This is a genomic window from Paenibacillus sp. FSL P4-0113, from assembly GCF_038009305.1.
Classification (GTDB): domain Bacteria; phylum Bacillota; class Bacilli; order Paenibacillales; family Paenibacillaceae; genus Paenibacillus; species Paenibacillus polymyxa_D.
The window spans coordinates 2,377,797-2,390,516 of the sequence record NZ_JBBPAZ010000001.1 but is presented as its reverse complement, the minus strand read 5'-3'; the positions used below and the strand labels follow the sequence as shown (position 1 = coordinate 2,390,516).

General features: G+C 47.6%; 9 protein-coding genes. 4 read left to right on the top strand and 5 right to left on the bottom strand.

The window, feature by feature from the left end:
- The first annotated feature begins 197 nt into the window (after nt 1-197).
- Nucleotides 198-1,475 carry a sensor histidine kinase gene (locus MKX46_RS10015; RefSeq protein ID WP_029518264.1) on the top strand — a complete coding sequence of 426 codons (1,278 nt, stop codon included), beginning with the start codon at nt 198-200 and terminating at the stop codon, nt 1,473-1,475.
- A 101-nt stretch (nt 1,476-1,576) separates the two neighbouring features.
- Here the strand turns inward: MKX46_RS10015 and MKX46_RS10010 are convergent, their stop codons facing one another.
- The gene (locus MKX46_RS10010) at nt 1,577-2,875 is read right to left on the bottom strand and encodes an aminotransferase class I/II-fold pyridoxal phosphate-dependent enzyme (RefSeq protein WP_069012636.1); all 1,299 of its coding nucleotides are present in this window, start codon (nt 2,873-2,875) and stop codon (nt 1,577-1,579) included.
- Between the two features lie 180 nt (nt 2,876-3,055).
- Between MKX46_RS10010 and MKX46_RS10005 the strand changes: the two genes are divergently transcribed.
- On the top strand, nt 3,056-3,841 hold the full coding sequence (locus MKX46_RS10005) for a helix-turn-helix domain-containing protein (protein ID WP_069012637.1): 786 nt from the start codon (nt 3,056-3,058) through the stop codon (nt 3,839-3,841).
- Nucleotides 3,842-4,028: 187 nt separating this feature from the next.
- On the opposite strand, the gene asd is transcribed toward MKX46_RS10005, so the two are convergent.
- Entirely contained in the window at nt 4,029-4,826 is a 798-nt protein-coding gene (gene asd, locus MKX46_RS10000; protein ID WP_029518267.1) for an archaetidylserine decarboxylase, read from the bottom strand.
- 88 nt (nt 4,827-4,914) lie between these two features.
- Nucleotides 4,915-6,042, bottom strand: coding sequence for a YheC/YheD family endospore coat-associated protein (locus tag MKX46_RS09995; protein WP_341071216.1), 1,128 nt, complete (start codon nt 6,040-6,042; stop codon nt 4,915-4,917).
- Between the two features lie 204 nt (nt 6,043-6,246).
- Between MKX46_RS09995 and MKX46_RS09990 the strand changes: the two genes are divergently transcribed.
- Both MKX46_RS09990 and MKX46_RS09985 read left to right on the top strand, forming a co-directional pair.
- On the top strand, nt 6,247-7,410 hold the full coding sequence (locus MKX46_RS09990; protein WP_340956725.1) for a glycosyltransferase family 4 protein: 1,164 nt from the start codon (nt 6,247-6,249) through the stop codon (nt 7,408-7,410).
- 113 nt (nt 7,411-7,523) lie between these two features.
- Complete coding sequence (locus MKX46_RS09985; protein WP_209949721.1) at nt 7,524-8,303, top strand: WIAG-tail domain; 780 nt, start codon at nt 7,524-7,526, stop codon at nt 8,301-8,303.
- Between the two features lie 130 nt (nt 8,304-8,433).
- Here MKX46_RS09985 and MKX46_RS09980 read toward each other — a convergent pair whose 3' ends face one another.
- On the bottom strand, nt 8,434-10,233 hold the full coding sequence (locus MKX46_RS09980) for a M4 family metallopeptidase (RefSeq protein WP_341071215.1): 1,800 nt from the start codon (nt 10,231-10,233) through the stop codon (nt 8,434-8,436).
- 468 nt (nt 10,234-10,701) lie between these two features.
- Entirely contained in the window at nt 10,702-12,480 is a 1,779-nt protein-coding gene (locus tag MKX46_RS09975) for a M4 family metallopeptidase (protein ID WP_069012639.1), read from the bottom strand.
- Between the last annotated feature and the right edge of the window lie 240 nt (nt 12,481-12,720).

The following is a 12,720-nucleotide window of genomic DNA, read 5'->3' as shown; positions in this document are numbered from 1 at the left end:
CCTCTCGGTCATTGTGATAAAGGATACATCGTATCTTATGAAGTGGATTTTCAGATTGCGTGGGCCATTGCTCAGGTATGTTGCTGAATCGCCTTATATTTTTCATCAGATGTAGGGGAGGAGAGAGGAAAAGACACGTATTGTCGAGAATAGAAGAAGTACGTAATCATTATCACTTGGAAAGTGGGAAAGACGAGATGCTGATAGATAAGCTGCTCGTGAACATATTTCTTGTGTTTGTACCGTTATTGGTATATAGCGCTTTGTCAGATCATCGGCATATGAAACATACCCCGTTGCTTATGGGAGGGGTGCTGGGTGTGTCTTCTGTGCTTTGCCTTATGTTTTCGTATATTTGGTATGGACTATTTTGGGATCTTCGATATGTTCCTCTGATCCTTTCTGTTTTATATTTTGGTCCTAAGGCAGGGCTTCTGAATATAACGTTGATGGTGATGGCTCGTATGTATATAGATCCTGAGTCTATAGTGGTGAGTTTTCCCAGCATGATGTTGTGTTATTTGGGGCCTCTCTTGGTGAGAAAAAAGTTTATGCAGCTCAATAGTATATTGCTTCGGGTGGGCATGAATATGCTAATGAGTATATGGACCAGTATTGCCATGTTTATATTTCTGTTAATACATTCCTGGGTCAATGGAAGGCTAGATAAGGATGAGATCGAGCTGATCCGGGCAATACTCTGGTTCGGTATGATTCAATTCCTAAGCATTGGAGCCTCCTCTTTCTGGATGGAGTTTAGTTTGGAACGGGAAGAAATGAGAAGAAAGATTAAATATGCTGAGCATCTGAATACGTTAGGTGAACTGGCTGCCTCTATGGCTCATGAAGTACGGAATCCATTGACCGTTATTAAAGGGTTCTTGCAAATGGTTCAGTCAGGGCTAGAAGGGAAAAATCGCAGATATATTGCTTTGGCACTAGCAGAGGTCGATCGGGCTGAAAGAATTATTAGCGACTATCTGAACTTATCCAGACCGCAGATTGGGAACACAGAGCTGATGGATCTGTCTGGCATGGTTCAACAGATTGTTTTGCTTTTGAAACCGATGGCGACCAAGCAAGGCGTAAGACTGTATACTGAGCTAAGGAATGAAATATACGTACATATGGATCGTAATCAGCTGTTACAGGCGTTAATACATGTGACGAAAAATGCGATCGAAGCTGCGGATGATGGAGGCAGGGTATACATAAAGCTGGCGATTCAGGAAGAGAAGGCATGTCTGCATATTAGGGATACAGGAAAAGGCATGAGTCAGGAGCATCTGGAGCGAGTGGGTACTTTGTTTTTTTCAACCAAAGAGGTAGGAACGGGACTGGGAACGGTCGTCTCCTTTCGAATCATTGAAGCCATGAACGGAAGTATACACTATGAGAGTGAGCCCGGAGTCGGAACGGAGGTAGTCATCCTGCTGCCACTCGCACAAGAATCAATGCTCGCTGCTGAAGGATAGTTTGTTTCGAAGTGTGACTTACAATGGTTCAGCCCATTAAAAAGCGGTATGCCACAACATCCGGCATACCGCTAATGATGCTATATTGAATCTGTTACATATTATGCGTTCAACAAATCTTGTGCGCCACGGTAAACAATGTCATACAGGTCTTCCAGATACTCTTCCTCGATACATGAGAATGCGATTCGGAGATCATATTCACCCAGCGCAATTGTTCCTACCCCATATTGTTCCAGCAAATGTGTGCGCAGTCGTTCAGCGGACAAGCCGTTCAGCTTAAGGCACATAAAATAACCCGAATTGAAAGGATAGTAGCTCCATACATCTCCGTATTTTCCACTATCGAGCAACGCTTTGACTTTATTAGCCCGCCCCTTCATAATTTGGAACTTTTCATTTTTCTGTTGTGCAAAATCGGGTGATTTGAGGGCATCCAGGACGAAGGTTTGAGATGGGTGAGGACCGCTCGAAATCGTTGCCCGAATAATCCCTAATGTTTTTTGTTCCAGTGCGCTCAGTACATCCTGATGTTCCGAAGCAAAGGTAATAAATCCGACACGGAAGCCCCAAACGAATTCTTCTTTGGTAGCTCCGTCAATTTTGACGGGTAGAATTCTCGGATGAAGTCCAGCTAACTGACCGAATAGTGATTCATGCAGGGAGTCCTCGAAGAACAGACCAAAATAAGCGTCATCCGTCACAACTACGACATTGATGCCTGCTTCTGCGGCTTCCTGAATGGCAGCAACAATCGCTTTACCCTCTTCGACTCCCGGTGTGTAGCCCGTCGGGTTATTCGGGAAGTTCAGCACAACGATTGCTTTGCCGTATTCTTTCTGTGCCAGTAGCGCCTCGCGTAATCCTTCACTATTAAAACGTTGATCCTCTGTGAACAACGGGAAATTCACCAAACGTCCATGACGGCGAATACCGAAAGTCAGCTCATAGTTTTCCCAGTTTTTGTCTGGGTAAATGACAGCGTCCCCTTCATCCGTGAACAGGTCGGCAACGATGCTCAAACCATGGGTCAGCGCGTTCGTAACTACGGGAAGGCCATAACCTTTTCCAGCCAATGAAGGGTTTTCCTTCAGCATTTTGTCACGCCATACACTACGAAGTTCAGGTTTGCCCGCAGGGGGTGCGTAAGGGTATAAATCCTTGGGATTGTAAGCGGACAGCTTCTCCTGAATGACCTCCAAATGCATAGGACCGTTACCTTCCGTAGCAATACCAATCGTGGCGTTGTACTTTTTAGCAAGCTTCCCGGCTTCTGCGGATTGACTCAAAATCCCCTCTTTTGGGAAATAAATTTCTTTCCCTAAAAGAGAAAGCATTTGATATACATGCTCGTTGCCTGTCTGAATGTTTTGGTTTAACTGCGCTGCCAGTGGATTCATTCCCGTTTCATCCTTCCAAGTCATTTTGATTACATATTATAGCATCACACACGGTAAGCGTCACGCAAAAGCATCTGGGAGCATAAAAACGCATTTTTTTGCTTAATGAAGGCGCTGAGCTTATATTATAAATTAACGGGATAGAGGACAACCAAAGATTAACAAGAGGAGGTGCAGATTTTGCTGGATACATCTGCGTCATCGTTTATCCTGTTGTCGGCCTTCGCCAAAATTGTGTGCGAGCCGGGCTGGAAATGGCAGGTACGCGAGAAGCCGATGCCAAACTATGATTTATTCTATGTATGGAGCGGAGAAGGAACAGTGGTCTTAAACGGAACATCGTATCCGGTGAGCAAGGGGAGTTGCTTCCTGTTCAAGCCGGGGGATGATACCCGTGCCACACATAACCCGCAAAAGCCGCTCATACTTACCTATATTCATTTTGATCTCATCGAACAACCAGAGCTAGTCCCTGCAAGCTACCGTATGCTGGAGGAAACGTTCGAGGTAGAGCATATGCTTGCCAGGTACGTTCGACTGCGCCTGGAGCGTGCTTACGGAGCTGACGAGGAAGGCAAGCTGATTCTAAAACAACTGATGATTCATCTGCTGCGTGCGGACCGTAAGGAGCCGCAGGAGCAACAGGCCAGTAACCAGCTCACCGAGGTCATTCGGGAAACGGCCAACTACGTGCGTCAGCATCCGGGACTTCCTCATCGCGTCGAGGATTTAGCTGCACGGGCAGGGCTGTCACCGCGTTATTTTTCGATTAAATTCAAGGAGCTGCTAGGTGTTTCCGCGCAATCTCATATTATCAGCATGCGGATTGAGCGTGCACAGCATCTACTGCTGCATGCGGGAATGAATGTGACCGAGGTGGCAGAGGCTTTGGGGTATCGTGACATCTTTTTTTTCAGCCGCCAATTCAAGCAATACACGGGGAAAAGTCCGTCTGAGATCCGGTAATGTTATAGACGGTGGACAAGCTGTTTCGGATTTAGGCATAATGGGAGTAACGCATGACAAATATAAAGGATAAATTCCAAAAAAAGGACCCGAGCCATTACGCCGGGTCCTTTTTTATATGAGCAATTTATATCATTCGATCCCAATGCTCATATGTGTAGCTATAATCCTGTTATGATATATTCACTTATGCTTTGGGATCATGTCGAAAGCAACCCAGACGTTGTCCCATTTTCACCACATCCCCCAGCTTCAATGCGGGGTCTGGCTCAAACGTACCGTTCTCAGTTAGCAAAACGACGGTTGACCCAAATTCGAAATAGGCGAGATCGTCTCCTTTTGTCCATGAGACGGCTTTATCATCCGTATATTTGATGCTACTCACATTCATTGCGCCAACCTTAACGACCGCCACCTCACCGTATTCGTGGGCGATGTACGTAATCTGTCGTTCATTGCGGCTAAGAACTGCTCGCATATGCTGCAAGCCGAAGTCATTCACTGGGTATACCTTGCCGCGCAGATGCTCTTTTTCTACCAGCGTACCGGATACTGGTGCATGAATGCGATGATAATCCGTCGGGCTGAGATAGAGTACAAAAGCATAGCCGTGTGTGTATTTTTCAAGACGCGGAGAGCGGTTAAGAAGCTCTTCCAGCGTATAGTCCTGCCCTTTGACATTCAAAAGAGTGCCGGACGTAATTGGGCCAGTGAAAGTAATCCGTGCATCCACCGGACTGGTCATCACCTCGGCGTTCGTATCAATCGGGCGCATGCCCGCTTTTAATTTGCGTGTAAAATAGGCGTTCAGAGAACGGTATTCCTTCCATTCCTGTTCAGCCTCATGCGTCTGGATCTGGTACGTACGTATAAAGGTGGGGATAAAAAGTCGGCTTGCACCGCTTTGCGCGAAGGAGCCCACAATCCGGCACACCCACTTGCGCGATGATAGCTCCGTCATGAGCCGCAGCCACTGTTTTGCCATTACAGATCCCCCTTGTTCATTTCCGAGCCGTCTTGGCCGGAACCTGTCCGGCCGCTCTGAACTATATTGACACAGAATGTGACGTAAATCAATACAGTGGACGGCCTGGTGAACGTTCGGTATCTGACGAAGGCATCCGTTCGAGAAGCCAACGAGCGTAAGCCATCGGCTGAGTGTATGTTTCTTTCCAGACATTGTGCATGCCAGCCTGGCTGAAGCCATAGCGCTGGTCACGACCGTTGCATTCGATAAAAACAATCTTGCCTTCACGGGTAATTCCCAGATCCAGACCGACATCGGCGAGACGGGGAAGGGTTTGTGCCAGTCGGTGCACGATTTGTAACGAGAGCCGCTCCAGTTCATTCATCAGCCGGACTGCGTTCGAAGTCTGAACCGTCTCTGTTTGTGATAACACCTCCAGTAAGGAACGGGCCGTACCCCCCTGTGCCACATTGGAGACAAAGGTGTGGGAAGGAGCAATTTTAGCGAACATGCCTGTCACACCCCAGATACCGCCATATCCGCGCTGAACCGTCACACGGATATCAAACGGACGATTGTTGTACAAAGCAAGCGGTATGGTTTCCTGTACGATATGAGGCACATGCAGCAGTCGTTTGTGTAGAAATAACGGGAGTTCTCCGACATGCAAACGTAGTGTGGACCAACGCTCAGGTATAGAAGGATGTGCACATTGCAAAGTCCAGCCTCCGCGGGAATACCGCAGACGCATAATTCCTCTACCCACGCTACCGCTACTGGGTTTAATGACAACATCTCCGGTTTCCTCCATTAAGGTATGGATGGAGGAAAGGTTGCCTTGCAAGGTTTTGGGGAGGTGGATGCGTAGCAGAGGGTCTTCCTGCAGAATTGCATGTATATGGTCTTTGGGGAAACGGTTTTGTTCATTAAAAATATAGTATCCCTTTTGTACAAGCTTGTTGATATCTCTAGCATTTTCATTTTGCCGATAGAGAGTCCGATTGTGGATGACCGGCGGCAACGGAAGAGTCATTTGCCGATACTCGTTGCCGTGTTTAACAAAAGCCCGGCATGTTCCGGTCGCTATATGAATATCCTCCAGACGAAGAAAGCAGGGGATGAGCTCGTAGCTTAACCCGGCGTCCTCGTAATTGGCGATGGATTCATATCGCGTCCTCATGGCGGGAATGCCCCGGTAGGTTGCCGGGTTGAGCATGACGCCGACATGCAACATGAGTATGTCCGCCCTCCTTGTAGCACTCCAACTGATCATACTGTGATTGTAGTCCATCATATGTATCAAAGATCGGCCAGGCATGGACGCTAGCCTTGCGGTAAGCCCAAAGTTAGAAGCGAGGCACCTTTCAGGGAGGCAGACGATATGATACAAGATGAGTGTTGCAGAGTGTTGGAATAAGGTCAGAAAGTAGGTGTGGTGATGCAGAGGCCGAAGGTAGCAGTTGTTACACCGGGCTCCTTTGTTATACCTTCGCCCCGCAGCAGTTCTGTGGAGCGGGTAATTGCCCGCATGGTACCGCTGGCTAGTCATGAGCTTCAGGCGCAGATCTATGGCATAAAGGGAGCAGAGGCATCGGATCATGGCGATGTCGACGGAATTCCCTGTATGCGTTTTACGCGGGGAGCAGGTTATATTTCTGAGGTGATTGCCGATTTAAAGAGATGGTCACCAGCGGTAGTAGATGTACACAACCGCCCGGCAGTTGCGTATGCCATTCGCGAGGCTTTGCCCAATAGCCGAGTTGTGCTGACTTTGCATTCGACCACGTTCATCCGGGAGCCTCACCTTGAACGGAAGGACATGGGTAGGCTACTGGCATCAATGGATCGCATTATTGTGAACAGTGCGTATTTGGGAGCAATCGTAGCTTCTGACTGTTCCGAAGCAGTCAGGAAACGCATCGTCGTAAACAAGCTGGGTATCCATCCTGGCGATTTCCTGCCACGGTGGACTCCAGCAGCAGAAGCGGCCAGGTCGGCGCGATTGGACGATTTCGGCTGGTCAGGCCGCCAAATCGTATTATTTGCGGGCAGACTGATGCCAGGGAAGGGCGTTCACCGGCTGCTCAAGGCCCTGCGGCATGTCGTCCGCGCCTGCCCGGGCGTACTGCTGCTCATTGCAGGTAGTGCCTATTACGGGCATGACCGCCTCACGCCGTATACGGCGTCGTTGCATCGGCAGGTGCGTAAACTAAGGTTGGGGAAGCATGTGCAATTCCTAGACTATGTTCCGCATCCAGCATTGGCCTCGCTATATCAGCTAGCCGATGTGACTGTTGTTCCTTCAGTGAAGGATGAGGCCTTCGGGCTGGTCAATCTGGAAGCTATGGCAGCAGGAGTGCCGGTGGTCGCTTCACGAATCGGCGGTATTCCAGAGGTAGTACAACACGGCGAGACAGGCTGGCTTGTGTATCCGTCTCACGGTGAGCAGGAAATGGCCGATGCCATCATCAGGCTGCTCCAGCAACCTGACTTGCGACGACGGATGGGAGAAGCCGGACTTGGCGAGGTACGGAGACGATTTTTGTGGCAGCACTCAGCACAACGCTGGGCACAAATCATAACGGACTGCGTAACGGAGTGACGTAGGCGCTGTTACGCGCATAGGCTATCTTATAGGCATTAGCCATGATTCCCAGCCGGGTGAATGAAGCGGAGCGACCGCTGGTTCACTCCTGTGCCAAAGGAGCGGTCACCATGAACCATCGTACGAACCATAGCCCTAAGGATAAAAGAACAGCACGGCGTAACCTTTCCCATGCGGTTCCCTCCCCCCGTGTTAACAAGGAGAAAGCGGCTTCGACTTCCGGCAGTCATAGACCGAGCCAGCGCGGGACGGCAACGGTCCCTGCCCCTGTAGAGAAGGATACCTCGGTTCAAGCTGTAGAGGAAGCGGCATGGAAGAAGCATAAGCTTCCCAAAACGCTAGAGGAAGCGATGCAGATGAATCGAGCATCTGTACTGCTGTTGTCTGTGCCTGAGTCAGATACGGAATGCAGGATGGATAACGATAAACCGTCTATTACGATGGAAGATCAGGCAGAGCAAGATTCATTACTGGATTGTTCCATAACCAGTATTCACATTGCGGAAGGAAGACACCGCCCAAAGCAGCGCGTGGTCTTGCCTGAGCAAGATATCGATCTAGCTTTCGATACGGAGAAAGAATTAGACTTGAATGCCATTCGCGACGGATCAGCGACCAGTGACGAGGCTTCTGACGATCATATAGCTTCACCTCAATATGGGAGCATTTCTTTTCACCTCCCCGCACAAGCGGATAGGGGTGAAGTGAGCGTTGTATTTGAGAAACCTTTTGTAGATACACAGTATGTAATCACAGCCAATGCCAGTATACCGGGAGTGATGGTATCCGTCACACAACGTCAGAGGTATTCAGCAGTACTTACTGTGGAACGCATACACTCAGGTCCGCTATGTGAAGGGTTGGTCCTTTGGATTGCGATGGGGCAATAATAAGAAGCCAGGAATATAAGTGTCCATAATCAACTTTATAGTAGAAAAAAGGCGTCCCCTAGTGGGACGCCGTATACATAAGAGAGAAGGGGGTAGACTTGTAATATCGGGGAAGTTTATATTATTACACTTATTTCACACCTACGGCATCAAAAGACTTAATAGCAGAGGTTACGGCTATTGAATTTTCACCATAACTGTCTTTGGCTGTTTGGATAACAGCAGCACGTGCGGTGGAGAAGTTAGACGTGGAAGTCAGATAATTGGTGAAGGCATTATAATAAATATATACGGCTGCATCACGTCCGATTCCATCTATCTTGACACCATGAAAAGTGCCACCTTGTGCCAGTAGATAGTAGGCTTTATTAATAATACCGCTATTAATATGGGCTCCACCATAATCCTCGTTGTTAGGATCAGGATAGAGATTGCTGTAGTGATCGACTTGACCGTATTTGACAGGATCGGAAAGGGAGCGAATGGCATCGCCCTTAATATTAGGGGTATAAGCGACTTTGCCGAAATCCCAATTGGTACGCTCAATGTCGTTGCCTATAATATCTGAGATGGCTTCACTTAATGCACCAGATTCAGCGAAATACACGAGCCCTGATGAATGCTCGGTCACACCGTGTGTCAGCTCATGGGCAACAATTTCAAGGTCGCTGCTAAAAGGGGCAAATAACGTGCCGTCTCCGTCTCCGTAAAGCATGTGAGTGCCACCCCAGTGGGCATTATTGTAGTTCTTTGCGCCGTAATGGACTGCCGAAGCGATGGCCATGCCATGCCCGTCAATGCTGTCGCGTCCAAATCTATCCTTGTAATAATCGTAAGTGCGAATAGCGTAAGCGTGGGCATCCACCGCAGCAGGATCTTCCCATACGTTATCGGAATCTGTATACAGGGTGCCGGGGAGCGTCTCGGTGTTGTGGACGTTATAAGTTAGGATTCCTTTACCACGAGTCGTATCCTTTAGTTGATACTTCTTGCCCGAGGCTGTGGTTTCAAATGTTTTGGTATCGCCGAATACACCGCGCCCTGTGCCGATTACTTCGTTAAGAATGTCATACTTGAATACGATTTTTCCGTCATTAGCGTCAATAAAGTAACGTGTGCGCAGCAGAGTGGGCTGTAGAGTATTAACTTCGGTTACATAGACGAGACGTGTGGAGTCTCCATCGGGATAGATGTACAGTTCTGCTGTAGGGTCCACGCTTGGTTCCAGATTGGCAATCTTGGGAATAGAGGATGCAGGCTCTACCACTTCCAATGTACTGTTCTCCAGTTCAGCTGCTTTATCCAAATCCAAGGAGTCCTTATCAACAGAGATTGAAAATTCATTGTTAGATGCTGTTCCGTAAGTGTCTTTACTTACACTACTTGTACCCTCGTAAGGTTCAGGAACGATTGGGGCGGAGGAAGGGAGAGACTGAACCCGTATAGCTGCATCTTTATAAGCGGTATATACAGCCTCAGTAGCACTGATTTTTGGAGTTGTATTTTCTTTAGCATCGGCTTGTTGATTTTCTGAAATGACAGCTCCCAAATAAGAGGTGATTTGACCAGACTTGTTCACATGGATGGTCTGTTCGGCTCCAAATACGGGAATTCCGTCTACATATTGTTTTAACCGATAATGCTTTGTACCAAATTTGTCACTGGTGCGATCCACGATACGAAATTGCTCGCGCACATGGGAACCGATGTGGGTATCGTCCAGACTCAATAATGTTTTTTGTTGTCGATTTAAAAAGCTCCAGACCAGATTGTCGCCTGTTACCGTTGAAGGAGACTTCCAGTTCACCGTTTGGAATGTTGGCGTAAACTGAGTCGGATCGGGAACAGAATTTTCAGCTGCGGAGGCTCCAGGCGCAATGGCTCCTAATAACATAGCTCCTCCTAGAAGTGAAACCCATACTTTTTTCAATTCATACTCACTCTCCTTAATTAATGTTGGGGTAAAAAACACCCTGTTTGCAGAAGCCTAGCGTCATATATGTAAGTCTTGTTGCTCCTTTGAAACGTGAAGAGGCTGGATAAAAATGACCTTATGTAAAATATTAAGGTTTATTTTTTTTGCAATTTCATCGTCTCGGCTCTGATATTAGCACAGAGGTTGTCGAACGAGAAGATTAATTTTACAAAATACCCCAAAATGAATCTTTAGTCCCTGATTTACGGTTTATTTGTCTTATTTAGTCGAAAATGATCGGAGGGACTCTATGAATATGAAAAGGGCGCCCCTTTGAGGGGACGCCATAAATAAGGGGGGAAGGGGCGCAGACTTGTACACTGCACCCCTATTTTTTCGTCCATTGTATGAGTAGGGCCACATGACAGTTGCACAACGGCAACGGTCTATGGACGAGAATATGAGGATTATAGCGTATATGATTTAGTTTACACCTACAGCATCAAAAGATTTGGCAGCTGCAGTTGCTTGTGCCGAGTTCGCACCGTACAGATCTTTTGCCGCTTGGATCACAGCAGCGCGTGCGTTGGAGAAGTCAGAAGAAGAAGTCAGGTAGTTCGTAAAGGCACTATAGTAAATTTGGACCGCTGCATCGCGGCCAATTCCATTTACAGCTACCCCATGGAAAGTACCACCTTGTGCCAATAAATAGTAGGCTTTATTAATAATGCCGCTGTTCGTATGAACGCCACCGTTATCGGAGCTGCCTTTATACAAGTCGGAATAGTGATCTGGTTGATCATACAGCGTAGGATTTGACATAGAGCGAAGAGCATCGCCTGCAATGTTTGGCGTATAAATATCATCGCCTACAAGCCAGTTTTTACGCTGAATGTCATTGCCGATAACGTCCGAGAAAGCTTCATTTAATGCACCGGACTCTCCGTAATATTCCAAATTCGAAGTATACTCTGTGACACCGTGCGTAAGTTCATGTCCCACTACATCGGGGTCCCCGCTGAAGGCGATAAATGTGCTACCATCCCCGTCTCCATAAGTCATTTGGGAGCCATTCCAGAAGGCGTTGTTGTAGCGGCTACCGTAATGGACTGTCGAACGGAGTTGCAGCCCGCGTCCGTCAATGCTGTTGCGTCCAAATTTAGACTTATAGTAATCATATGTTTTGGCAGCATATGCATGGGCATCCACGCCGGCTGGATCATTCCATACATTATCGGCATCGGTCAGAAGGGTACCTGGGATGCTTTGGCGGTTGGAGGCCGTGTAAGTCACGATACCATTACCGCGTGTTGTATCTTTTAACTGGTAGCTACTACCGGAAGCCGTCGTGTTGAATGATTTGCTATCACCAAGCACACCTTTACCTGTGCCTGTCGCTTCATTAATGATGTCATACTGGAATACGATGCTGCCATCATTGGCATCAATAATGTAGCGAGTACGCAGTGGGGCAGGTTCTAAAACATTGACTTCTGTTACATAAACCAGCTGCAGGTCATCCCCTTTAGGATAGAAGTACAGATCGGCTTTAGGATCTACTTCTGGCTGCAGATTAGCGATTTTGGCAATGGAACTTTTTTCTGTCTCCACCGCTTCAATTTTGCTATCTTTCAAGGCAGACGCTTTATCAAGACTCAGCTCGTCTTTATCAATGGATAGCGTTTTTTCGTTGTTAGCTGCTTCGGCGTAAGTGTCTTTGCTTACACTGCTTTGTTCCTCAGCATCTTTAGAAATCGTATCGTCGGAGGTAGGGAGGGCTTCAATCCGTGCAGATGCTTCTTTATATGCAGTGTAGACCGCTTCAGAAGCGCTGATTTTTGGAGTTGTACCTTGCGTAGCTTCAGCTTGCTGATCCTCAGTAACCACCGCTCCTAAGTAAGAGGTGACCTCACCAGATTTGCCCACATGAATAGTCTGTTCAGCTCCATATACGGGAATCCCGTTTACATACTGTTTCAGCCGATAATGGCTCACACCGGACTTGTCGCTTGTGCGATCAACGATTCGGAATTGTTCACGTACACTAGAGTCGTCCGCACCCAATAACGATTTCTTTTGCCGATTCAAATAGCTCCATACAATGTCGTCACCCGATACCGAGGAAGGGGCTTTCCATTGCTCGGCGTGAAAGGTCGGTGTAAGCTGAGTCGGCCCCGAAACGGAACTCTCCGCTGATGCACCAGACGCGACAGACCCTAACAACATAGCTCCTCCAAGAAGCGAAACCCATACTTTTTTCATTAAAAATTCACTCTCCTCGATTAATGTCAGGATGAATCATCCTGTCTTGAATAAGGCATTGCGCCATTTATGTAGGTCGTGTTGTCGTCTGGAATAGAAGAAAATGGAACATGAAGAGAAATACCGAAGTGTTTTTCATGAAGCGTACGTGAAAAGAGGGTACTGCAGTATGAAGCATGTGGCCTAAAAAGGTGACAAACTCCTCCTTTCCTGTCGTATATAAAGAAAATAGAATAATGG